The 23,085-nt window shown below is 73.7% G+C and carries 17 protein-coding genes and 1 riboswitch; of the genes, 10 read left to right on the top strand and 7 right to left on the bottom strand.

What is annotated here, in order from left to right:
* Positions 1–28 precede the first annotated feature (28 nt).
* Both ACFWJ4_RS18495 and ACFWJ4_RS18500 read left to right on the top strand, forming a co-directional pair.
* The gene (locus tag ACFWJ4_RS18495) at positions 29–1,693 is read left to right on the top strand and encodes a phytoene desaturase family protein (RefSeq protein ID WP_380545198.1); all 1,665 of its coding nucleotides are present in this window, start codon (positions 29–31) and stop codon (positions 1,691–1,693) included.
* Positions 1,690–2,745 carry a zinc-binding dehydrogenase gene (locus tag ACFWJ4_RS18500; protein WP_380545170.1) on the top strand — a complete coding sequence of 352 codons (1,056 nt, stop codon included), beginning with the start codon at positions 1,690–1,692 and terminating at the stop codon, positions 2,743–2,745. The genes ACFWJ4_RS18495 and ACFWJ4_RS18500 overlap by 4 nt, the downstream gene beginning before the upstream one ends.
* Positions 2,746–2,823: 78 nt before the next feature.
* Here ACFWJ4_RS18500 and ACFWJ4_RS18505 read toward each other — a convergent pair whose 3' ends face one another.
* The 3 genes from ACFWJ4_RS18505 to ACFWJ4_RS18515 all read right to left on the bottom strand — a co-directional run bounded on the left by ACFWJ4_RS18505 (position 2,824) and on the right by ACFWJ4_RS18515 (position 6,221).
* Entirely contained in the window at positions 2,824–4,209 is a 1,386-nt protein-coding gene (locus ACFWJ4_RS18505; RefSeq protein ID WP_380545172.1) for a hypothetical protein, read from the bottom strand.
* Positions 4,210–4,349: 140 nt separating this feature from the next.
* Positions 4,350–5,567, bottom strand: a complete 1,218-nt coding sequence (locus ACFWJ4_RS18510; RefSeq protein WP_380545174.1) for a pyridoxal-phosphate dependent enzyme — start codon at positions 5,565–5,567, stop codon at positions 4,350–4,352.
* Between the two features lie 102 nt (positions 5,568–5,669).
* Positions 5,670–6,221 carry a YceI family protein gene (locus ACFWJ4_RS18515; RefSeq protein WP_380545200.1) on the bottom strand — a complete coding sequence of 184 codons (552 nt, stop codon included), beginning with the start codon at positions 6,219–6,221 and terminating at the stop codon, positions 5,670–5,672.
* A 175-nt stretch (positions 6,222–6,396) separates the two neighbouring features.
* Between ACFWJ4_RS18515 and ACFWJ4_RS18520 the strand changes: the two genes are divergently transcribed.
* Positions 6,397–6,708, top strand: coding sequence for a hypothetical protein (locus tag ACFWJ4_RS18520; RefSeq protein ID WP_380545176.1), 312 nt, complete (start codon positions 6,397–6,399; stop codon positions 6,706–6,708).
* Positions 6,709–6,750: 42 nt separating this feature from the next.
* Here the strand turns inward: ACFWJ4_RS18520 and ACFWJ4_RS18525 are convergent, their stop codons facing one another.
* Entirely contained in the window at positions 6,751–9,564 is a 2,814-nt protein-coding gene (locus tag ACFWJ4_RS18525; protein WP_380545178.1) for a penicillin acylase family protein, read from the bottom strand.
* Between the two features lie 245 nt (positions 9,565–9,809).
* Entirely contained in the window at positions 9,810–10,823 is a 1,014-nt protein-coding gene (locus ACFWJ4_RS18530; RefSeq protein WP_380545180.1) for a zinc-binding dehydrogenase, read from the bottom strand.
* 99 nt (positions 10,824–10,922) lie between these two features.
* Here ACFWJ4_RS18530 and ACFWJ4_RS18535 point away from each other — a divergent pair, with 99 nt between their 5' ends.
* Complete coding sequence (locus ACFWJ4_RS18535) at positions 10,923–11,585, top strand: TetR/AcrR family transcriptional regulator (protein WP_380545182.1); 663 nt, start codon at positions 10,923–10,925, stop codon at positions 11,583–11,585.
* Positions 11,586–11,707: 122 nt separating this feature from the next.
* On the opposite strand, the gene ACFWJ4_RS18540 is transcribed toward ACFWJ4_RS18535, so the two are convergent.
* Complete coding sequence (locus ACFWJ4_RS18540) at positions 11,708–12,394, bottom strand: macro domain-containing protein (protein ID WP_380545184.1); 687 nt, start codon at positions 12,392–12,394, stop codon at positions 11,708–11,710.
* Positions 12,395–12,657: 263 nt separating this feature from the next.
* On the opposite strand from ACFWJ4_RS18540, the gene ACFWJ4_RS18545 reads away from it, so the two are divergent.
* From ACFWJ4_RS18545 to ACFWJ4_RS18565, 5 genes are all read left to right on the top strand, one after another.
* Positions 12,658–14,277, top strand: a complete 1,620-nt coding sequence (locus ACFWJ4_RS18545) for an ADP-ribosyltransferase domain-containing protein (protein ID WP_380356924.1) — start codon at positions 12,658–12,660, stop codon at positions 14,275–14,277.
* 117 nt (positions 14,278–14,394) lie between these two features.
* Complete coding sequence (locus ACFWJ4_RS18550) at positions 14,395–16,527, top strand: HelD family protein (RefSeq protein WP_380545186.1); 2,133 nt, start codon at positions 14,395–14,397, stop codon at positions 16,525–16,527.
* 158 nt (positions 16,528–16,685) lie between these two features.
* On the top strand, positions 16,686–17,042 hold the full coding sequence (locus tag ACFWJ4_RS18555) for a zinc ribbon domain-containing protein YjdM (protein ID WP_380545188.1): 357 nt from the start codon (positions 16,686–16,688) through the stop codon (positions 17,040–17,042).
* Positions 17,043–17,194: 152 nt separating this feature from the next.
* Positions 17,195–18,658 carry an MFS transporter gene (locus ACFWJ4_RS18560; RefSeq protein ID WP_380545190.1) on the top strand — a complete coding sequence of 488 codons (1,464 nt, stop codon included), beginning with the start codon at positions 17,195–17,197 and terminating at the stop codon, positions 18,656–18,658.
* Positions 18,658–19,110 (top strand): MarR family winged helix-turn-helix transcriptional regulator, encoded by a 453-nt coding sequence (locus ACFWJ4_RS18565; protein WP_380545192.1) that lies wholly within the window; start codon positions 18,658–18,660, stop codon positions 19,108–19,110. The genes ACFWJ4_RS18560 and ACFWJ4_RS18565 overlap by 1 nt, the downstream gene beginning before the upstream one ends.
* A gap of 333 nt (positions 19,111–19,443) precedes the next feature.
* Here ACFWJ4_RS18565 and cobF read toward each other — a convergent pair whose 3' ends face one another.
* Complete coding sequence (gene cobF, locus ACFWJ4_RS18570; RefSeq protein ID WP_380545194.1) at positions 19,444–20,202, bottom strand: precorrin-6A synthase (deacetylating); 759 nt, start codon at positions 20,200–20,202, stop codon at positions 19,444–19,446.
* Positions 20,203–20,317: 115 nt separating this feature from the next.
* A riboswitch (cobalamin riboswitch) is annotated at positions 20,318–20,547 on the top strand.
* A gap of 155 nt (positions 20,548–20,702) precedes the next feature.
* Here cobF and metE point away from each other — a divergent pair.
* Positions 20,703–23,018, top strand: coding sequence for a 5-methyltetrahydropteroyltriglutamate--homocysteine S-methyltransferase (gene metE / locus ACFWJ4_RS18575; protein WP_380545196.1), 2,316 nt, complete (start codon positions 20,703–20,705; stop codon positions 23,016–23,018).
* Positions 23,019–23,085: the final 67 nt, after the last annotated feature.

The raw sequence follows: 23,085 nt of genomic DNA on the forward strand, positions 1-23,085 counted from the left end.
CGGGACGACGACCGGCGGCCGGCAGAGCATGGTCATCATCGGCGGAGGGCTCGGTGGCCTGTCCACCGGCTGCTTCGCGCGGATGAACGGCTACCGCACCCGGATCCTGGAGATGCACGAGATCCCCGGCGGCTGCTGCACCGGCTGGGACCGCGGGGAGTTCACCTTCGACTGCTGCATCAGCTGGCTGCTGGGCAGCGGCCCGGGCAACGAGATGCACCAGATCTGGCTCGAACTCGGCGCGCTGCAGGGCAAGCGGATGCGCAACTTCGACGTCTTCAACGTGGTGCGGACCCGGGACGGCGGGGCGGTCTACTTCTACTCCGACCCCGACCGGCTGGAGGCCCACCTGCTGGAACTGGCCCCGGAGGACGCCCGGCAGATCCGGCAGTTCTGCGCGGGGCTGCGCAAGTTCCGTCTGGCGCTGGCCCGTTACCCCTTCCTCAAACCGGTCGGGCTGATGGGCCGGTGGGAGCGGACGCGGATGCTCGCCTCCTTCCTGCCGTACTTCAACGTGATCCGGCGCTCGATCACGGTGCTGATGAGCGACTACTCGGCGAAGTTCAGGAGCCCGCTGCTGCGCGAGGCCTTCAACTTCATCCTGTACGAGAAGCACCCCAACTTCCCGGTGCTGCCCAACTACTTCCAGCTCGCCTGCCACGCCGGCCAGTCGGCCGGGGTGCCGGAGGGCGGCTCGCTGGGGCTGGCCAACTCGATCGAGCAGCGCTACCTGCGGCTGGGCGGCGAGATCACGTACAACACCAAGGTGGCCGAGGTCCTGATCGAGGGCGACCGGGCGGTGGGGGTGCGGCTGAGCGACGGCCAGGAGGTGCGGGCCGACATCGTGGTGGCCGCCTGCGACGGCCGGACCACCATGATGGACCTGCTCAAGGGCCGCTACCTGAGCGACACCTACCGCCGGCTGTACACCCAGACCATCACCGAGCCGGGCATGGTCTTCCCCGGCTACGTGACCGTCTTCCTCGGCCTGCGCCGGCCCTTCCCGGCCGGGGACCCGTGCACCACCTACCTGCTGGAGGACGAGGTCGCCGAACGGCTCACCGGCATCCGGCACCCGAGCATCAACGTCCAGTTCCGCAGCCGCCACTACCCGGAGCTGTCGCCCGCCGACACCACCGTGGTGTACGCCAGCTACTTCTGCGACATCGAACCCTGGCGGGAGCTGAGCACCGGGCCGGAGCAGGAGCCCCGGGTGCGGCGCGGAGAGGAACTGCACACCCTGCCGGTCGGCCGGGGACGGGAGTACCAGCGGCAGAAGCGCCGGGTGCGCGACGCCATCGTCGAGTTCCTGGACGGCCACCACCCCGGGCTCCGGGAGGCGGTGGCCGTCAAGGACGTCTCCACCCCGCTCACCCAGGTCCGCTACACCGGCAACTACAACGGGACGGTGCTGGGCTGGCAGCCCTTCGTGGAGAGTGGCGAGACGCTGGAGGAGGAGGTCAAGCGCAACGGCCCGGGGCTGCCCGGCCTGGCGAACTTCTACCTCTCCGGGGTCTGGGCGACCACCGGCGGACTGATCCGGGCGGCGGCGGCCGGCCGGCACGTCGTCCAGTTCATCTGCCGGGACGACGGCAAGCCCTTCACCGCGGAGGTGGACGACAGCGCGCCGCTGCCCACCGTGCTCATCGAACCGGTCGGCCCCGCCGACCGCCAGTTTGGAGTCACCTCGTGAGGATCGAGAAGTGGGTCGTCGGGGAGCACGTGGACGGCGTGCCGGACGTCGAGCGGATGTACCGGAAGGTCGTGGAGGAGCTGGACGTCCGGCTCGCGGCGGACGAGATGCTGCTGCGCACCCGGTACGTCTCGGTCGACCCGTACCTCCAGGGCATCGCGCTGGACACGCCGATCGGCGACCACATGGGCGCGGACTCGATCATGGAGGTGCTGGACGCCGGGCCCGCCGCGCGCTTCGCGGCGGGCGACCTGGTGCAGGGCTTCGGCGGCTGGCGCAGCCACCTGGTCAGCAACGGCGCGCCCAGGCTCTGGCAGACCGGGACGTTCCCGATGGTCTTCCCGGCCTTCCGCCGGCTGGACCCGGCCGACTACGACGAGGACCTGCCGCTGTCCACCGCGCTCGGCATCCTGGGCGGGCCCGGGATGACGGCCTGGGGGACGGTCGAGAAGTTCCTGGACGTGCGCCCCGGGTCGACGGTGTTGGTCGGCGGCGCCTCCGGGGCGGTCGGCTCGCTGGTCGGGCAGCTGGCCAAGCACCGGGGCGCACGGGTGATCGGGACCACGGCGTCGCCGGAGAAGACGGCGGGGCTGTGGGAGCTGGGCTTCGACGGGGTGCTGCTGTACCGCGACGGCGACGCGCCGGAGCGGCTGGAGAAGGAGCTGGCCGAGCTGGCCCCGGGGGGCATCGACCGCTACTTCGACAGCCTCGGCGGGACGCTGACCGACGTGGTCTTCGGCATGCTCGCGGTGGAGAGCCGGGTGGCCGTCTGCTGGCAGTGGGGGAGCCAGGTCGGCGGGGACTGGGCGGGGCCGCGGCTGCTGCCGATGATCATGTTCCCGCGCACCACGATCCGGGGCATCTTCTCGCTGGAGTGGTTCACCGAGGAGAACTGGGCCGCCCTGCGGCGGGACCTCGGGGCGCTGGTCCGCAGCGGGGAACTGACCTACCAGGAGACGGTGCACCGGGGGTTCGACAGCATCCCGGCGGCCTACCGCGGCCTCTACCGGGACCGGTCGGCGAGCAAGGGGAAGGTGCTGGTCGAACTCTGAGCGTGTTCGTTCCAGGACGCCCGCGGGCCCTTCGGCGGATGTGCCGAAGGGCCCCGGCGCGCGGCCGGTGCGGGACGGTCAGTTCAGGGTGAACCAGGTGCTGCGGGACTTCTTCCACTCGGGGTGGGTGAGGTCCTTGGCGGCGGTGGCGTCGTTGTAGAGGTCGGCGGAGCCGTCGTCGGTGATCAGCTGGGCGCGGGCGCCGGGGGCGTCCAGGTCCGGGACGTCCGGGAGGGCCTCCCAGGCGCCGTAGTCGCTGGTCGGCAGGTCGATCAGCTTGGTCGGGGCGGAGCCGGGCTGACCGTTCCAGCGATAGAGCGCGTACGGGGCGGAGTTGTCCTCGGCGGCCCAGGAACCGGCCACGATCAGGTACTGGCCGAGGTCGTTGCGCCGGATGTCGCGGACGGACAGCCCGCCGAGGTCCAGCTCGACCGGGTCGCCGAAGGTCGCGTGCGCGGCCGAACCGTTCAGCAGGGACGGGAGGTTGGTGACCGGGACGAGCAGCGCCCGGCCGCCGGTGACGGCCGGGGTGAGCGGCGCGCGGAAGCCGATGTAGGCGGTGCTGGTGCTGCCGGGGGCGAACTCCAGGCCCTCGACGTTGAACCCGTCGATCTGCTTGGGCGCCTGGCCGTCGGCGGCGCCGGCCGCGAAGCCGTAGCGCTTGCCGTGGGCGTTGTCCCAGCCGATCAGGTCGTCGCGCAGGCCGTCGTAGGAGCCGGCCAGGGACAGCTGGGTGTCGGCGCCGGAGCCGGTGACGGTGGTGGTGAAGACGGTGTGCCGGTCGGGCTTGACCACGCCGTCCTTGTTGTTGCCCAGCGAGCCGGTCCAGTAGATGGTGTTCCCGACCCGGGTGGCGGCCTCGATGTCGATCTCCTTGGAGACGCCGAGGGCCGAGCTGAAGTCCCAGGTGCGGACCGGCGAACCGGAGTTGTCGCGGTCGTACAGGCGCAGGGTGTTGGACTCGTCGTCGCCGACCAGGATGTAGCCGCCGCCCGCGTCCACGGCGGCCGAGGCGTCGCTGGAGCCGGTCAGGTAGCGGCTGGTGGCGGAGGACTGCACGGCGGGGGAGGCCGCGTAGTGCAGGGTACGGGTGGCGCTCTTGCCGCCGAGGCCGGTGACCTTGACGGTGAGGTCGGCGTAGCCGACGCCCTGGGCGGCGACCGCCAGGGTGCGGGTGCCGCCGGTGCCGGTCACCGTGACGTCGCCGGTGCGGGCCACGGAGCTGCGGGTGGTGGCCGAGGCGGCGACGGTCAGCGCCGAGGCCGCGGCGCCGGACTGGGCGACCGTCACGGTCACGGTCGGGTCGCCGGTGGCGCCGACCGCGCCGGACAGGTATCCGGCCGAGAAGGTGATCGTCGGGGTGCCGTACGTGACCGCGCCGGCCGGGAGGGCGGGCAGGGCGAGCACGGGCACCGCCGCGACGGCGACGGCGAGCGGCAGCAGGCGGCGGAGGGAACGCGACACGGTGGCTACCCTTCGGCAGGTGACGGGAGTTGACGGAGAGTGCAAGCCTGCTGGCGCTCGGCGAACACTGACCCTACGGAGACCCTACGAGCGTGGGCGGGCGGGCGAACAGCGGGCCTCGCGGCGGTGAAGGACCGGGCTCAGCCGGTGATGCCGGCCGCGCGCAGGCGGCGGGCGACCGCCTCCCAGTCGGGGGCGACCGGCTCGGTCCGACCGGTGCCGACGCCCTTGTCCTTGAACCCGCTGGAGGTCGAGACACAGACCACCGGGCCCTCGGCGAGGTCCGGCTCGCCGAGGCTGCGCAGCCCCGCCAGGCCGGCCGCCGAGGACAGCTCCGTCCAGAGCCCGGCCCGGGCCAGCTCCCGCTGGGCGTCGGCGAGTTGAGCGTCGTCCAGGGTCAGCGCCCGGCCGCCGCTCTCCCGGACGGCGAGCACGCCCCGGTAGCCGCTGACCGGGGAGGCGATCGAGTACGCGTCGCTCGGGCCGACCGTCACCCGGGCGGCCGGCAGGCCCTCGGCGATCGCCCGGGCGAGCGGCCCGGAGGTGGCCGTCTCGCAGGAGTGGATGCGCGGAACGCGGTCGGTCAGGCCCAGCCGGCGCAGCTCGGTGAAGCCCTTCCAGACGCCGAACAGCAGCTCGCCGTAGCCGGTCGGGACGAACACCGCGCTCGGCAGGCCGACGTCCTGGAAGATCTCGTACGCGACGGTCTTGTAGCCCTCGGGGCCGTACGCGTGCCCGGTGTGGGTGGTGGTCAGGTTGCTGACCGGGTGCAGGCCCAGCCGGTCGACCGCCTGGCGCAGCAGCGGCCAGCGGGCCTCCCACGGCACCGGGAGCACCACCGCGCCGTAGGCGTTGAGGAAGGCGTCGACGTTCGGCGGCAGGTCCGGGCCGGTGAACACCACGCAGCGCAGTCCGGCGCGGGCGGCGTAGGCGGCGGCCGAGGCGCCGTGGTTGCCGGAGGAGGCGACCGCGAGGCCCGGCGCGCCGGCGCCCACGGCCGCGCTGGTGGTGCAGCGGTTCAGCCGGTCCTTGTGGCTCCACGTGGGGTTGCGGGACTCGTCCTTGACGTACACCCCGGGCTCGATCTCCACCGTCGGGGTGGCGCCCTCGCCCAGACCCGGTGCGAGCAGCGGGGGCAGCAGCGGAGCCCAGCGCTCCAGGCCGCCGCGCACCGGGGCGGGGGCGAACAGGCCCGCCGGGTCGGCCTTGTCGTAGGCGTAGTCGACCTCGACGGGGTAGGAGACGTCCTCGGTGCCGGTGCGCGGGCAGCCGGCGGTGAGCGGGGGCCAGAGCGGGTAGTCGAGCGCGGGGTCGCCGAGGGAGCGCTGGCCGGTCGCGAGGGAGTCTTCTGTCGGCATGCCAGGAGACTAGCCGGGCGGCCTCCGTGCGGTCCGGCGGTTGGCGGGCCGCGGCGGGAACCCGTTCGTGGCGGTACCGGTTCCGGCCGTTCGGGGGAGGAGTCAGCCCTGGCGGACCGCCGAGATGTCGAACTCCAGGACGACCTTGTCACCGACCAGGACGCCGCCGCCCTCCAGTGCCGCGTTCCAGGTGACGCCGTACTCCTTGCGGCTGATGGTGACCGAGCCCTCCAGGCCCACCCGCAGGTTGCCGTACGGGTCGACGACGTTGCCGGTGTACTCGAAGTCGATGGTGACCGGGCGGGTGGTGTCCTTGATGGTCAGGTCCCCGGTGACCCGGTAGTCGGTGCCGGAGCGCACCTCGACCGCGGTGGAGCGGAAGGTGATGTCGGGGAAGCTCGGCGCGTCCAGGAAGTCGTTGGTGCGCAGGTGCTGGTCGCGCTGCTCCACGCCGGTGTCGATGCTCTCGGCCTTGATCACCACCTGGCCGGAGGAGCTGGACGGGTCGCCGCCGTCGAGGTGGGCGGTGCCCTCGAACCGGTGGAACGCGCCGCGGACCTTGGTCACCATGGCGTGGCGGGCGACGAAGCCGATCCGGGTGTGGGTGGGATCGAGGACGTAGTCGCCGGTGAGCTCGGAGAGGTTGGCGGTCATGGTCGGCATGCCTCCTGGTGCGGGGCCCGGGTCTCGGCCCGGGGGTGGTCGGGCGGTCCCCGGACCACGCTAGGGGCAGTTCCCGCGGGCCGCGCGTCGGGTCGGGTCTGAGCGGGGGGCGGGGTGGGAAGGCTCGCGGAGTACACCGGAGGAGCGAAGGGGCGAGGGGGTCGCGATGGACAGTGGCGTACGGGCGATGGTCGACGCGGTGGACGAGGCGCGGCGGCAGCTGCGGGAGAACGCGCTGCCGAAGGCGCGGGACAGCAGCCGGGAGAGGGTTCCGGAGAAGGAGGAGGCGGCTCTGCTGGGGGCGCTCGCCGGACTGATGGAGGCCATCGTCGAGCTGGCCGAAGCCGCCTCGGACCGGATGACCACGGGCGACAGCCGGGAGACGTACATCAAGGCGGTCCGGCGGCTGCGGGTCCAGCCCCGGTACCTGCGCGAGGACACGGCGGCAGTCGCGAAGCGGGTGGGCGCCGCGGAGTGACCGGCGGCCGGTGCCCCTCGCCGGGGGCACCGCCCGCGTCGGTCAGCGGTGGCTCGGGAACTGGACCACCTGCTGGTAGGTCGGGCGGTTCTGCCAGGTGGTCCTGGCGTCCGTCACGCCGCCCAGCGGTCGCTGGATGATCGTGTCGGCGCACCACTGGTCGCCGGCCGAGCAGTCCGCGTCGCCCGGGTAGACCTGGGCGGAGGTCTGGGCGGCGGCCTGCTTCAGGGTGTTCAGCAGGACGGTCCGGCAGGCCGCGAGGTCGCCCCCGCCGCAGAACGGCCGGGCCAGCGGGCCGGCCACCTGGTCGCCGAGGACGGCGCGCAGGTCCTTGTCCAGATAGCTCCACCAGCCGTACTGGAAGGCCGAACCCTTGTGCGGGATGGACTCGTTGGCGCTCACCGGGCCGGTGGCCGAGCCGGTCTGCCCGCCCGAGGGGGACTCGTTGATCTGGAGGGCGCCGGTCAGCGCGCCGAACAGCGGGTCACCGAGGCCAGGCCGCATGACACCCTCGGCGACCAGCGGCCACCAGGCGTCCATCACCCGGATCGCGGTGGCGTCCGCGTAGCCGTGGCTGCCCGCCGAAGTCTCCCTCCGCAGGGCGCCGTTGGCGAGCCATGCCTCCAGCTGCTGCAGGGCGGTGAGGGCGGCCTGGTCGGTGACGGGCGCGCTGCGCAGCACGCGGATCAGGTCGGGCAGCACGTCCTCGGCCCGCAGGTCGGCCAGGGCGGCGCTCTCCATGGCCTGGGTGAGCGAGACCCGGCCCGCCCTGCCGCCGTTCCTGAGCAGGGACTTGACCCGGTCGTCCAGCAGGTTGCCGCGGTGCACCGAGCCGTTGCCGAAACCGGCCGAGGTGAAGCCGTTCGCCTGCTTGTTGTTCCAGGAGATGTAGTAGTCCTGGTTGACGGACTGCGGGTGCTCGGCCGCCGGGGTGTATCGGGCGGTATTGGCGACCGGGTCGAAGTCGGCCCACTCGTAGGCGGGTTGGGCCTGGACGGGCAGCCCCGGGTCCACCCCGGGGGCGCGGACCGGGTTGCTGCCGGAGTTGTAGTACGCGATGTCGCGCGAGTCGGCGTAGAACCAGTTGAAGGTGTAGTTGATGTCCTGCGCGGCCCGCTGGAAGCCCGCCGCGCCCTGCACCGCGCCCGGGTCGTTCAGCTCCTGGAAGCCGATGATGGAGTCGGCCTCGTGCCGGTAGGTGGAGCGCAGCGAGGTGAAGGCGACGGGCGCGCCGCCGACGGTGCCGCGGGCGCTGACCAGGCCGTACCTGGAGCGGTACATCACCAGGGTGTAGGAGCCGGCCGGGGTGGAGTCGGCGGTGGTGGGCTTCCACGCGTTCTTGCGTTCCAGCCGGTCGAAGGGCAGGCACTGGCCGTGCCACAGGTAGGAGTTGGCGGCGGTGGTGACCGGGGAGCCGTCGGTGGTGCAGAGCGGGACGGCGTAGGTGTCGGTGATGTCCTGACCGGCGGAGGTCGCGCTCCAGGCGTAGTCCTGGCCGCGGCCGAGCTGCACGTAGAAGCTCAGGCCGGCGAAGGCGGCGCCGCGCGCGCTGATCCCGGGGCCCTGGATCTCCTCCAGCATCAGCAGCTGCGGGGCGAAGTAGCCGGTCTGCGGGCCGAACACGGCCACCGGGTGGCCGTCGTCGGTGTGCGCGCCGGAGACCAGCAGGGCGTTGGACATGCCGTGCTTGGCGGTCAGCAGGTTTCCGGGCAGGACGCCGTTCGCCTTGGTGGTGGCGGAGCTGCCCGAGCCGGTGGCGTCGTAGACGACCCGCTCGGGCACCACCGAGCCGGGGTCCGGCAGCGCAGTGCCCTGCGGCTGGTCCGGGACGGTCGCGTACGGGAAGCTCTGCCCGTCGTGCAGGGTCTGGACGGCCTCCGGGTCGTCCGCCTCGCGCAGCGACTTCCAGACCGCGTCCCCGGCGTCCTTGCCGTACCGGGCCTCGGCGGCCGACTTGACCTGGGCGGAGGCCAGTTCGCCTCCGCCGCCGGAGCCGAACAGCGCGCCGACCACGGAGGCGAGGGCCACCAGGTCGGTCAGCTTGAACGGCTCGATCGAGCCCGCGTTGGTGATCGGGTCGATGTGCCCGGTGAGGTCGTACTCACCGGGGAAGGTGCGGGCGTTGTAGGACTCCTTGGCGTACTGGTTGATGCCGTCGAGGTAGGCGTTGGCGTCGGCGAGTGCCTGGGTGGCCCGGCCGCCGCGGGCGGCGATGGCGTCGATCTGCTGCTGCAGCTCCGCCTCGGTGTACGGCGCGGCCTGCCAGAAGGTCTGCTCCAGCTGGCGGTTGGCGGCGGCGCCGCCCGCGAAGCCGGACAGCTGGCCGCGGCCGACGTGCCGGAAGAGGTCCATCACCCAGAGGCGGTCCTGGGCGGCGGCGTAGCCCGCGCCGAACTCGGTGCCGTAGCGGGTGGTCCCGGAGATGTGCGGGACGCCGGTGGCCTTGTCACGCACGATGGTGACGTCCGGACGCGGGCTGGTGGTGCTCGCCACCTGGTCGGCGGGGACGCCGAAGGAGGCGTCGTTGAAGAAGTCGCGCAGCTTGGCCTCGGTCAGACCGGGGTAGCCGGAGGCCAGGGCGGCGTAGGGGCCGAGCTGGTCGTCGGTGTGCGCGGGGCGGGTGCCGAAGGCCCGGTTGAGCAGGATGTCGGCGAGGGTGGCGTTGCCGTTCTCGCCGGGCGGCAGGATGTCGGCGCAGTGGCCGCCGCAGTAGTCGTTGGCGGCGGTCGTCGCCGGGGTGGGGGCGGCGGTGGCGGTGGGGCTGGTGGTCAGGGCGGCGGTGACGAGCAGGGCCGAGGCGAGGGCGGCGGCCGGGAGTCGGAGGGAGCGGGGGCGGGGGCGCTGGCGTGAACGCAAGGCGGACTCCTCCGTCGAAGTCTCACGGAAGAGTCGACGGTAGGGGTGCTACTGGCCGGTTGGCTAGTGGCGTGCATGCCATTTTCCCTGCGGGGGCGCGGAGTTGGGGCGTTTGGGCTGCGTGCTGCGTGCTGCATGCTCCGGGGTCGGGGCGCGTGGGGTCGAGGTGCGGGGGCCGGGAAAGCGGCGGCGCCGCACCCGCCGGGCTCAGTCCGGAGGTGCGGCGCCGGGTCGGCGGGGCCGGGTCAGGGCTTGAGCACCAGGCGGATCGGGTTGCCCTCCTTGCGCTCCAGCGCCTCGACCGCGCGGGCCGCCTCGGCCAGCGGGAAGGTGCCGCTCACCGAGCGGGAGAAGTCGAGCCGGCCGCCGCGGACCAGGTTGACCAGGTCGACCACGTCCTGGCCCTCGGAGCCGTAGTGGCCGCGGATCTGCTGGCGCAGGTAGCTGACCAGGGTGCCGTTGGTGACCGTCAGCGGCTTGTCGGTGAGGCCGACCAGCACCAGACGGCCGTGCTCGCCCAGGGTGGCCATGGCCTGCTCGCGCACCGGGGCGACCCCGGCGAAGTCGAAGGCGACGGACAGCGGACGACCGCCGGTGGCCTCGCGCAGCAGCTGGACGAACGCGGGGTCGGCCGGGTCGAGGGCGGCGTCGGCTCCGAAGGCCAGCGCGCGCTCACGGGCGGCCGGCAGCGGGTCGACGGCGACGATCGGGAAGGCGCCGATGGCCCGCAGCAGCTGCACGCCGTGGGCGCCGAGGCCGCCGACGCCCCAGACGCCGACCGCCTCGGCGGGCCGCACGGCGCCGGTGGCGGTGATGGCGGCCCAGGGGGTGGAGACCGCGTCGGGGATGAAGCAGGCCTGCTCGAAGGGGAGTTCGTCCGGTATGGGCACCAGGGTGGTGGCGGTGGCGAGCGCGTACTCGGCCCAGCCGCCGTCGTAGTCCACGCCGCGGGTGTGCACGACGCCGTCGCGGTTCTCGCCGGCCTGCAGCAGCACCCGGTCGCCGACGGCCGCGGTGGTCACTCCCTCGCCGAGGGTGTGCACGGTGCCCGCGACCTCGTGGCCGAGGGTGACCTTGTCGCCCTTGAGGAAGAGCGGCTTGAGCATGCCCTCGATCAGGTGGACGTCGGAGAGGCAGACGCCGGCGGCCTCGACCTTGATCAGCACCTCGCCCGGACCGGGCACCGGGACGGGGACCTCCTCCACGGCGAAGGCGCCCTTGGCGACGTCGAGCCGGCCGGCGAGCATCGTGGCGGTCATCAGGACTTCCCTTCTCGCGGGGGCGGCGGGCCGGGGGAGTGTCCGCCGCTCCGGAAGTTACTTGTTATCCAACAAGCAAGTTCACCGTAGCATGGTGGCATGTCTACGCACGATGAGGGCCGAACCGGCGGACCCGGGACGCTCCGCGAGGCGCCCGCGCGCCGCACCCAGGCCGAACGGCGGGCCCGGGCCGAGTCCGCGCTGATCGCCGCCGCCGCCCGGCTGATCGCCGAGCACGGCAGCACCGGGGTCACGCTGGCCGGGGTGGGGGAGGAGGCGGGCTTCAGCCGGGGCCTGGCCACCCACTACTTCGGGTCGAAGGCCGCACTGCTCGCCCGGCTCCAGGAGGCGGCGCTGGCCGAGGCGATGGCGGTGGCCGCGCCGGAGCGCAGCGGGGCGGGCGCGGTGGACGAGCTGTGCGGGTTCGCGCGCGGCTGCCTGGAGGGCGTGCGCAACCCGACCGACCTGGGCCGGGCCTTCGTGGTGCTGGGCGCGGAGGCGCTCGCCGGGGCCTCGGAGCTGGCCGCCGCGGTGGCGGAGCTGGACGCCCGGACCCGGGCGTGGGCGGCCGAGGTGGTCGGGCAGGGGCAGCGGGACGGCGAGCTGCGCCCCGGCGTGGACCCGGGCGCCTTCGCGCTGGCCTTCGTGGGGCTGCTCAAGGGGCTGGTGGTGCAGGCCGCGGCCGCTCCGAAGGCCTTTGACGTGGGGCTGGCGGTCGCCGAGTCCGAGCGCTGGATCCGGCTGGCGCTCACGGCGGGCTGAGGGCGCACGGGGCGGGCGTCCGGCCGGGGCCGGGTGGAGATGGGTGGGGGTGGCGCCGCCGCCCGGCGGCCGTGATGCGAGGGACGGTGGGCGGCGGTGCGGGTGGCCGCTCCGAGGTGGGGTCAGGCCCGGCGGGCGGGCGAACCGCGGCGTGCGGGCGGCACGATGCGCACCCGCTCGGTGGCGGGCGCCTTTTCGAGGTCGTCCAACTGGGCCAGGACGGTGGCGCGCAGGTCGTCGTCGTCCTCGAAGTGGTGGTCGTTGAACAGGGTGTAGCCGGACCACATCAGGTTGGCGCAGACCCGGGGCGGGACCTTGCCCGTCGCGGCGCCCATGCCGACCAGGGCGACGGACCGGATCGAGCCCGGCCGCAGCCGGTTCTGCCGGTGGACGGCCTGGAAGGCGGCGGCGCAGGCCAGGGCCACGTTCAAGGTCTCGCTGACGTTCTGCGAGGAGGTCCGCATGGTCGGGGCCGATATCAGGAACGCCGGGTTGACGGCGCCGGACGGGACGCAGACCGCGCTGCCGACCGGGAGGCTGCCGGCGTGCTGCTCGCGGATCGCCTTCTGGACCCGCAGCTGGATGCCCGCGCCCAGGTGGCGCTTGATCGCGGCGTCCGTCCCGCCGTCCATCCGGCCGCGGGAGTTGGTGGGGCTGACCCAGGCGTCCGCCTTCGCGGTGAGCAGCGAGGCGTGCCGGATGTCGATCCCGGGGACGTCGGCGAAGGCCGCCCGCCAGGACTCCACGACCGTCGCGTTGAGGTCGGTCAGCACCACCTTGAGCGGCGGCTCGGTGCGGTCCGTGGTCATGCTGGGCTCCTGTCGGTCGGGGGTGCCCGGTGGGCCGGTTCCTTGGTGACACCGACGAAGCTAGCGCCCGGCACTGACAATCCGTCCGGGCTCCTTCGGCACCCCGTCGGCGCCTCGCCCGCGCCGGTCGGCGGCCGGTCGGCGCGGGCCGGATTGTCGGAACCTGCTGGTAGGACTGTGGTGTCCGCCAGGGAAGCTGACGGTCCATCACCTGCCGTTCGTCTGACATTCGTACGGTCCCGACCAGCCGGAGTCGCACCACCATGAGCGCTGTCGACACCCCCGCCACCCAGCCCGACCCGAACGACCCGCTCGCCCTCGCCGACCTCTTCACGGGCGGCGGAGAGCCGTGGCTGCCGCTGCTGAAGCCGGTGATCGAGGCGCAGCCCGGTGCGGCCTCGTTCATCGGCCCGGGCCGCGGCCCGGAGGTCGTCCCGGTCCGCGAGCTGACCTTCCAGGCGCTCAAGCCGCACGCGCCGCACCGGTGGAAGGTCGTCGTCTTCGGCCAGAACCCGTACCCGAGGCCGGAGAGCGCCACCGGCATCGCGATGTTCGACAACACCTTCCACGACTGGAAGGACAGCCAGTTCGGCCGGGTGATCAGCATCCGCTGCCTGATCAAGGCCGCGGCGATGTGGAAGTACGGCATCCCCAAGAAGACGCCGATCGCCGACATACGGGCGCTGCTGAAGAAGCAGGAGACGGTCCAGCCGCCGGAGTGGTTCCAGGCGATGCTGACCCAGGGCGTCCTGCTGCTGAACGCGGCGCTCACCGCGAGCAGCGACGGCGCGATGGGGCCGGACGAGCACACCGGGTTCTGGCGGCCGGTCGCCGAGCGGATCGTCGAGGAGATCCTCCGCGCCAAGCAGCGGGCCGCCGAGGAGGACCGCTACGTGGTCTTCGCCTGGTGGGGCGCGCACGCCCGCAGCCTGAAGAACGTCGTGCTGCGGCTGCAGGAGAAGTACCCCGAGGTCGAGGTCCGCCACATCGACCACGCCAACCCGGCGGCCCAGGGCGACATCTTCTGCGACGGCGAGCACTTCGCCACGGTGAACGCAGCCCTGGCCTCGCTCGGTGCCGACGAGGTCGACTGGCTGCCCAGCACGGGGTGGAACGCGCCGTCGGCGCAGGGCGGCGGGGCGGAGGCCGGGGTCGCCGAGCGGATGGGTGCCTTCATCGCCTCCACCATGGAGCTGCACCAGCTCTACCTGGACCGACTCGCCGGGGTGAAGGACGAGGGCCTCGTCCTGCCGGCGATCACCGGCGTGTTCGACACCCCGCCGACGGGCTTCCGGGAGGCGGTGTCGCCGGTCGCCGAGCTGCTGCGCGGCCTGGACCGGCACGTGTCGCTGTCGCACGACTTCGGCAAGCGGCGGGCGGACGAGGCGGCCACCGGCCTGTCCGCCGACGAGATCGCCGCGCTGTACCTGTACACCTGCGAGTCCGCTTTCTACCGGGAGATCAACGCGGTGCTGCGCTCGCCGGACCGCAGCCGGCTGGTGCCCTACCTGCCGTACCTGCGGCTGCTGTTCGCGGCGGTGTCGCGGCTGCCCGTCCGCACCGCGCCGCTGTGGCGCGGGGTCTCGCTGGACCTGCGGCGGCAGTACCCGCTCGGGAGGACGGTGACGTGGTGGGGCGTCTCCTCCTGCACCTCCGAGCTCGGCGTCGCGCGGTCCTTCCTGGGCAGCCGGGGCAAGCGGACGCTGTTCGAGGTGCGTCCGGTGCGGGCCGCCGGCATCAGGAACTTCTCGGCGTTCACCGGCGAGGAGGAGTTCATCCTGCTGCCCGGCACGCAGTTGGAGGTCACCGACGTCCGGGCGGAGCGCGGCGGCCTGTGCACCGTGACGCTGACCGAGCTGGAGGAGGCGCCCCTGGTGTCCTGAGGCGCCCGGGCCGAACCCGCTCCCTGGAGCAGCAACCAAGTCAGTATTTTTACTGAGTTAAGTTATGCTGGACTCCGAGCGGCAGATGAGCCCGTTGTGCGGGAAGGGGCGCGAACGATGACCTCGGAAATCCGGAACCTGGACGGCGAACTGGAACGGGAGCGGGCCTACGTCGAGGTCTGCCGGGTCGCGACGGCCCGGCAGGTCGAGGACGCGGGCCACCAGGTCGTCGCCGCGGAGGACGTCTCCGGCGACGGTGCCGGCGCGGAGGCGCTCGGCCGGTACCTGCGCACCCGCGCCAAGCGGATGACGGAGCTGCCGGAGAGCCCGTCCTTCTTCGGCCGCCTCGACTTCGCCGACACCGCGGAGGCCGGGGACCACCGGCGGCAGCGCTACTACGTGGGCCGCCGGCGGATCTCCGAGGACCCGACGGTGCCGCCGCTGGTGGTCGACTGGCGTGCCCCGGTCTCCCGGGCGTTCTACCAGGCGAGCGCCCACGCCCCGCTCGGGCTCGCGCGGCGCCGCCGGTTCGGCTGGGCGCCGTGGAGCCTGGGCGCGCCGGAGGAGCTGACCGGGCTGGAGGACGAACCCCTCGGCGCGGACGGCGGGCACGGCCCGGCGGACGGCGACGCGGTGGCTGGCGACGGGGCGGGCGACGGCGCGGCGGACGGTGGCGAGGGCGGTGCCGGCGGCATTCTGGCCGCCGAGATCGAGCGGCCCCGCACCGGCCCGATGCGGGACATCGTCGCCACCATCCAGCCCGAACAGGACGTGCTGGTGCGGGGCGAGCTGAGCGAGTCGGTCTGCGTGCAGGGCGCGCCCGGCAGCGGCAAGACCGCGGTCGGGCTGCACCGCGCCGCGTACCTGCTGTACAGCTTCCCGCAGCGGATCCAGCGCGGCGGCCTGCTGGTCATCGGCCCCAACCGGACCTTCCTGCGCTACATCGCCGAGGTGCTCCCCGCGCTCGGCGAGATCGACGTCACCCAGCGCACCGTCGAGGACCTGGTCGCCACCCGGCCGGTCGCCGTCGTGGACGACGAGCGGGCCGCCGCGGTCAAGCAGGACGCGCGGATGGCGACGGTGCTGCGCCGGGCGCTGTACGGCCGGATCCGGGCGACGGGCCCGGAGCCGCTGGTCGTACCGGACGGCTCCTACCGGTGGCGGGTGCCCCCGGAGCGGCTGGAACGGACGGTCGCCGAACTGCGCGAGCAGGCGCCGCCGTACGCGATCGGCCGGGAGAGCCTGCGCACCCGGGTGGTGGCGATGCTCCAGGACCAGGCCGAGCGGCGGACCGGCGTCCGGTCCGGAGCCTGGTCGCGGAAGATCGGCCGCTGCGGGCCGGTGGCCGCCTTCCTGGAGGCCGCCTGGCCGAATCTGCGCCCGGAGGCCGTGGTCGCCGCGCTGCTGAGCGACCCCGCCCTGCTGGCCGAGGCCGCCGAGGGGGTGCTCGGCCCCGAGGAGCAGGCGGCGATCCTGTGGCGCCGGCCGCCGCGCTCGGAGAAGAGCGCCAAGTGGTCCGAGCACGACCTGATGCTGCTGGACGAGGTGGCCGGCCTGATCGAGCGCCCGGCCGGCTTCGGCCACGTCGTGGTGGACGAGGCCCAGGACCTCTCCCCGATGCAGTGCCGGGCGATCGCCCGCCGCAGCGCCTTCGGCTCCCTGACCGTCCTCGGCGACCTCGCCCAGGCGACCGCCCCGTGGGCAGCCCGCAGCTGGCCCGAGCAACTCGCCCACCTGGGCAAGCCGCAGGCCGCGGTGGTGCCGCTGACCACCGGCTTCCGGGTCCCGGCCGCCGTGACGGCCCTCGCCAACACCCTGCTGGGCGCGCTGGACGTGGACGTGCCGCCGGCCGTGTCGCTGCGGCAGGACGGGGAGCTGACGGTGCGGCGGGTGGCCGGGGGCGGCCTGGGCGGAGCGGCGGTCGCGGCGGTGCGGGCCGCGCTGGAGCGCGAGGGCTCGATCGCGGTGATCGCGGCGGACGGCGCGGTGGCGGAGGCCGCCGAGGCGCTGCTCGCGGCGGGGATCCCGACCGGGGCGGCCGATCAGGTCGGCACCACGGCGCGGGTGACGGTGCTGCCGGCCTCGCTGGTGAAGGGGCTGGAGTACGACCACGTGGTGGTGCTGGAGCCGGCCGCCATCGTGGAGGCCGAGGCGCGCGGCCTGCACCGGCTGTACGTGGTGGTGACGCGGGCGGTCTCCCGGCTGGACGTCCTGCACTCCCGTCCGCTGCCCGCGCCGCTGGGCGGGTGACGGCCCGGCGGCGGAGGCGGGCGGGGAAGGCCGGGCGGGTGCGGCCACCGGGCATGACCCCGTGCCCACCGGGAGCGGCGGCCGACCGGTACCGGTACCCCCGCTGACCTCCTCGCTGGTGCCCGGATCAGCTCCGAACAGCTGGATATCCTGAACACATGAGCGACAACCTTCCCCCGTGTCCGCAGTGCTCCAGCGAGTACACCTATGAGATGAACGCCCTCATGGTCTGCCCCGAGTGCGCCCACGAGTGGGTGCCCGGCGGCGGCGACCAGGCGGGCGCGCCGGCCGGCGAGCGCGTGATCAAGGACGCCGTCGGCAACGTGCTGAGCGACGGCGACACCGTGACGGTGGTCAAGGCGCTGAAGGTCAAGGGCAGCGTCTCCGGCATCAAGGCCGGCACCAAGGTCCGCAACATCCGCCTGGTGGACGGCGTCGACGGGCACGACATCGACTGCCGCATCGAGGGCTTCGGTGCCATGCAGCTCAAGTCCGGCGTGGTCAAGAAGGCCTGATCCGCGGGCCCCCAGCGGCCGCGCCCCGTCGAGGAGATCGGCGGGGCGCGGCCGTTGCGCTGTCCAGGGCCGGTCGGGGGTGGAGTAGCCCCCCGGATTAGTTGTAGCATCACAATGATTACAGCAACACAACTAACTCTGGAGCGTTCGTCATGCCCGATGCCGCTCGACCGCGGCCCTGGCTCGTGCTCGCCATCTGCTGCATGAGCCTGCTGATCGTCAGTCTCGACAACACCATCCTGAACGTGGCCCTGCCCGCCGTCCGGCGCGACCTGGACACCACGGTGTCCGGCCTGCAGTGGACGGTCGACGCCTACACCCTGGTGCTGGCGAGCCTGCTGATGCTCTCCGGCTCGACCGCCGACCGGATCGGCCGCCGCCGGGTGTTCCGGATCGGACTGGTGGTGTTCACCGCGGCCTCCCTGCTGTGCAGCCTGGCCCCCGGGCTCGGCTGGCTGATCGCCGCGCGGATGCTCCAGGCGGTCGGCGGATCGATGCTCAACCCCGTCGCCATGTCGATCATCAGCAACACCTTCACCGACTCCCGGCAGCGCGCCCGGGCGATCGGCGTCTGGAGCGGCGTGGTGGGCATCAGCATGGCCGCCGGGCCGATCATCGGCGGGGCGCTGGTGGAGTCGGCCGGCTGGCGGGCGATCTTCTGGATCAACGTCCCGATCGGCCTGGCCGCCCTCTTCCTCACCACCCGCTACGTGCCGGAGTCGCGGGCGGCCCGCACCCGCCGGGTGGACCCGGTCGGCCAGCTACTGGTCGTCGTCGTACTCGCCGCCCTCACCTACGCGATCATCGAGTCGCCGGAGCGCGGCTGGACCTCGCCCGTGGTGCTCGGCTGCACGGCGGCCTCCCTGGGCGCGCTGCTGGGCCTGCTGCGGTACGAACCCCGGCGCACCGACCCGCTGATCGACCTGCGGTTCTTCCGCTCCGCGCCCTTCTCCGGCGCCACCGTCATCGCGGTCGCCGCCTTCGCCGGCCTCGGTGGCTTCCTCTTCCTCACCTCCCTGTACCTCCAGGACGTCCGCGGGCTCGACCCGCTGCACGCCGGACTGTTCATGCTCCCGATGGCGGTCATGTCGCTGCTCACCGCGCCGCTGTCCGGCCGGATGGTGGCCGCCCGGGGGCCGCGCACGCCGCTGCTGCTGGCCGGGGCGGCGCTGACCGCGAGCGCCGTGCTCCAGGCGGTCGGCTACTCCGAGCACCTGCCGACCTGGCTGCTGGTCCTCGCCTTCCTGCTCTTCGGCACCGGCTTCGGCCTGGTCAACGCGCCCATCACCAACACCGCCGTCTCCGGGATGCCCCGCTCGCAGGCCGGGGTGGCGGCGGCGGTGGCCTCCACCAGCCGACAGGTCGGCCAGTCCCTGGGCGTCGCGGTCACCGGCGCCCTGATGGCCGGCAGCGCCCTCGCGGACCCGGCGGCCTTCACCGGGGCGGCCCGGGCGGCATGGTGGATCATCGCCGGCTGCGGCGCCGCCGTGCTGGTCACCGGTACGCTCACTTCCGGCCGCTGGGCCCGGGCGACGGCCGAGCGCACGGCGCGGCGGCTCGCCGCCGAGGAGGCGGCCGAGGGAAGCACGGAGACGAAGGAGACGGTGGACGCCTGATGGAGCGCCTCGACACCGGTGGGCACCCGGAGGGGAGCGGGACGGACGCCGCGACGGCGGCCCGGGTCTGGCAGGGGATGTACGCGCTCGTGCTGGAGCGCCACGACCGCCGCAGGACCGTCGCCGAAGCCCTCGGCATGAGCTTCAGCCGGGTCAGGGCGCTGCGCCGGCTCGCCGCCGGCCCGATCACCCTGCGGGAGCTGGCCGAGCGGCTGACCGCCGACCCGCCGTACACCAGCGTCATCGTGGACGACCTGGTGCGGCGCGGGCTCGCCGAGCGCATCACCAACCCGGCGGACCGGCGCTCCAAGCTGGTCCACCTCACCGAGGAGGGCGAGGAGAAGGCCGCGCTCGCCACCGGGATCCTCGCCACGCCGCCGGACGCGCTGCTCGCGCTGCCGCCGGAGGACCTCCGCGCGCTCGACCGGGTGGTGGCGAAGCTCCTGGACTGAGGGCTGCCGCCCGACGCGGCGGGCGTGGATCCGGGAGTCGGGACACCGGCCGCGGGTGATCCGTGTTTTCCGCGAGGGCGGAGACGGCACGCATGAGTCCGGGCCGCTGTTCCCGTTCCGCTGCCGTGTTGCCGTTTCGCCGTGCTGTCGACCGCCGGGGCCCACTGCCTGTGATGGTCCGTCAATCTCCGTTCTCCGCAGGCCCGCACGCCGATCGTGCGGGCTGTTCGGGAACTGTTCCGCCGTCGCCGTCGCCGTCGCCGTCGGCGACGCCCGGATCGCCGGGCGTGCCGGGCGGGCCGGCCGTCCGTCGGGCCTCCGGCAGGCGTCGGGTCAGCCGTCCGAGCGTCGGAGCAGGTAGGTGTCCATGATCCAGCCCTTGCGCTCCCGGGCCCGCTCACGCAGCTCGCGGATGCGCGGGGCGGCCTCGGCGAGCGGACCGGAGACGAGCACCTCGTCGGGGGTGCCGAGGTAGGCGCCGTAGTGGATCTCCAGCCCCTCAGGGTCGATCCCGGCGAAGGCGGCCCGGCCGTCGAGCATCACCACCACGTCGTCCACCCCCTCGGGGAACCCCTCGGCGAGGCGGCGGCCGGTGGTGATCTGCACCGGCCGGCCGACCCGGGTCAGCGTGGTGCGGTGCCGGGCGGCGAGCGCGGAGACGCTGCTGATGCCCGGGACCACCTCGTACGCGAAGGGCACGCCGCCCCGGTTCGACACGTCGTCCACCACGGCGATGACGCTGTCGTAGAGGGCGGGATCGCCCCAGACCAGGAAGGCGCCGTTCTCGCCCGGGCCGAGGTGCTCGGCGACCAGCCGTTCGACCAGATCGGCGCGGCGGACGCGCCAGTCGTCCACGGCGGCCGCGTACGCCGGGGTGGCGCGGTCCCGTTCGGCGTCCGGCGCTTCGACCACGCGGTGCCCGGGCCGTCCGTGGTCGGCCAGCATCCGGCGGCGCAGCCCGATCAGGTCCTGCCGTTCCTCGCTCTTGTCGAGGATGAAGAAGACGTCGGTGCGACCGATCGCCTTGACCGCCTGCAGGGTGAGGTGGTCGGGGTCGCCCGCGCCGATGCCGATGACGAAGATGTGCCGCATGGGAGCCATTCTGCCGTCCGCCCCCGGGTGCGCCGCCCGGGGCCGGGCGCGGAGCCTGCGTCTCACCACGCGGACGCCTTGCGAGATTTCCGCCTCGACGCCGACGGTTTGCCCCTAAGCTGGCGGTGCAGCTGGTTCGCCCTGTCCGCCAGACAGGCGCGTCGCAAGAGGGAACCCGGTGGGAATCCGGGACTGCCCCGCAGCGGTGAGTGGGAACGACCGCCGTCATACGCACTGGACCCGGGACGGGTCTGGGAAGCGACGGCCAGTAGGTGTCCGCCCCGGTTTCGGCCGAGGTGGGTGTGCCCGCGAGTCCGAAGACCTGCCACTGCCCGTGCGCGAGCGTTCGCGCGCGGCCATCCGGTGACCTCGCGGGCGGGTCGGCGACCATATCGGGCGGAGCCGCGCACGGGTGCGGTCGTCCGTCCGGTCCGTCATCCCTTCGCGTCCTCGTGCCGTCACCGGGCACTTGAGGATCCAGACTCGCGAAGGAGAGTCCCTTGACCACGAAGTCCGCAGCCGCGGCGAGCGTCGCCACCGCCCACGGCTACCCCCGCCAGGGCCGGGGCCGTGAATTGAAGAAGGCGATCGAGGGGTACTGGAAGGGCGCGGTCGCGGCCGAGGCGCTGCTGGCCACCGCTGCCGACCTGCGCCGCGGGAACTGGCAGCAACTCGCCGACTCCGGCATCGAAGAGGTCCCGACCGGCGACTTCTCGCTCTACGACCACGTCCTGGACACCACCGTGGCGGTCGGCGCGATCCCGCCGCGGCACCGGGAGGCGGTCGACGCCGACCCGCTGGCCGGGTACTTCGCGATGGCGCGCGGCAACCAGGACGTCGCTCCGTTGGAGATGACCAAGTGGTTCGACACCAACTACCACTACCTGGTACCGGAGTTGGGCCCGGACACGGTGTTCGCCGCGAACCCGGCCAAGGCGGTCGGCGAGCTGCGCGAGGCGCTGCTGCTCGGCCACGCCGCCCGGCCGGTGCTGGTCGGGCCGGTCAGCTACCTGCTGCTCGCCAAGCCGGCGCCCGGGGTGGCCGCGGACTTCCAGCCGATCACCCTGCTGGACCGGCTGCTGCCCGTCTACGCCCGGCTGCTGGCCGAGCTGCGTGCCGCCGGCGCCGCGTGGGTGCAACTGGACGAGCCCGCGCTGGTGCAGGACCGCACCCCGGCCGAGCTCAACGCGGCCGCCCGCGCCTACCGCGAGCTGGGCGGTCTCACCGAGCGGCCCAAGCTGCTGGTCGCGAGCTACTTCGACCGGCTCGGCGAGGCGCTGCCGGTGCTGGCCAAGGCCCCGGTCGAGGGCCTGGCGCTGGACTTCACCGGCCCGGCCGCCGCCAACCTGGAGGACCTCGCCGCCGCCGGCGGCCTGCCCGGCAAGCGGCTGGTGGCGGGGGTGATCGACGGGCGCAACATCTGGATCAACGACCTGGAGAAGTCGCTGGCGATCCTGGCGACCCTGCTCGGCCTCGCCGGCACCGTCGACGTGGCGCCGTCCTGCTCGCTGCTGCACGTGCCGATCGACGCCGCCGCGGAGCGCGACATCGACCCGCAGATCGCCCGCTGGCTGGCCTTCGCCCGACAGAAGGCCGGCGAGGCGGCACTGCTCGCCCGGGGCCTGCGCGAGGGCACCGGCGCGATCACCGCCGAGCTCGCCGCCAACCGCGCCGACCTCGCCTCCCGCGCCAACTCCCCGATCACCCGCGACCCGGCGGTGCGCGCCCGCGCCGCCGCCGTCACCGCCGACGACACCCGGCGCGCCCAGGCCTACCCGCAGCGGGCCGAGGCCCAGCGCGCCCGGCTCGGGCTGCCGCTGCTGCCGACCACCACCATCGGCTCCTTTCCCCAGACTGTCGAACTGCGCACCGCCCGCGCCGATCTGACGGCGGGTCGGATCGACGCCCCGGCCTACCGGGAGCGGATGGAGGCGGAGGTCCGCGAGGTCGTCGCCTACCAGGAGAAGGCCGGGCTGGACGTCCTGGTGCACGGCGAGCCCGAGCGCAACGACATGGTCCAGTACTTCGCCGAGCAGCTCACCGGCTACCTCGCCACCCGGCACGGCTGGGTCCAGTCGTACGGCACCCGGTACGTGCGCCCGCCGGTGCTGGCCGGGGACATCTCCCGTCCGCACCCGATGACCACCGACTGGTTCCGCTACGCGCAGGGCCTGACCGACCGCCCGGTCAAGGGCATGCTGACCGGCCCGGTCACCATGCTCGCCTGGTCCTTCGTCCGCGACGACCAGCCGCTTGCCGACACCGCCCGGCAGGTGGCCCTCGCCCTGCGCGACGAGGTCGTCGACCTGGAGGCGGCCGGCGCCGCCGTCGTGCAGGTCGACGAGCCGGCGCTGCGCGAGACCCTCCCGCTGCGGGCCGCCGCCCGCCCGGCGTACCTGGCCTGGGCCACCGAGGCCTTCCGCCTCGCCACCTCCGGCGTCCGCGCGGACACCCAGATCCACACCCACATGTGCTACGCCGAGTTCGGCGCGATCATGACCGCGATCGACGAACTCGACGCCGACGTCATCTCCCTGGAGGCCACCCGCTCCCACATGGAGGTGGCCGGCGAGCTGGCCGAGGCGGGCTATCCGCGCGAGGTCGGCCCCGGAGTCTGGGACATCCACTCCCCGCGCGTCCCGAGCACCGACGAAGCCGTCTCGTTGTTGCGCGCGGGCCTGGCGGCGATCCCGGCGGAGCGGCTCTGGGTCAACCCGGACTGCGGGCTGAAGACCCGCGGCTGGACGGAGACCCGGGCTTCGCTGGAGAGCCTGGTCGGCGCCGCCCGCCTGCTGCGCGAGGAACTGGCCGGCTGACGGCGGCCGGGGTGGGCGCGGCGGCCCTGCCGCGCCCCCCCCCCACCCCGTCGGGGATACGGCCCCC

Origin of the sequence: Kitasatospora sp. NPDC127067, assembly GCF_042724755.1 — a bacterium.
GTDB lineage: Bacteria > Actinomycetota > Actinomycetes > Streptomycetales > Streptomycetaceae > Kitasatospora > Kitasatospora lactacystinica.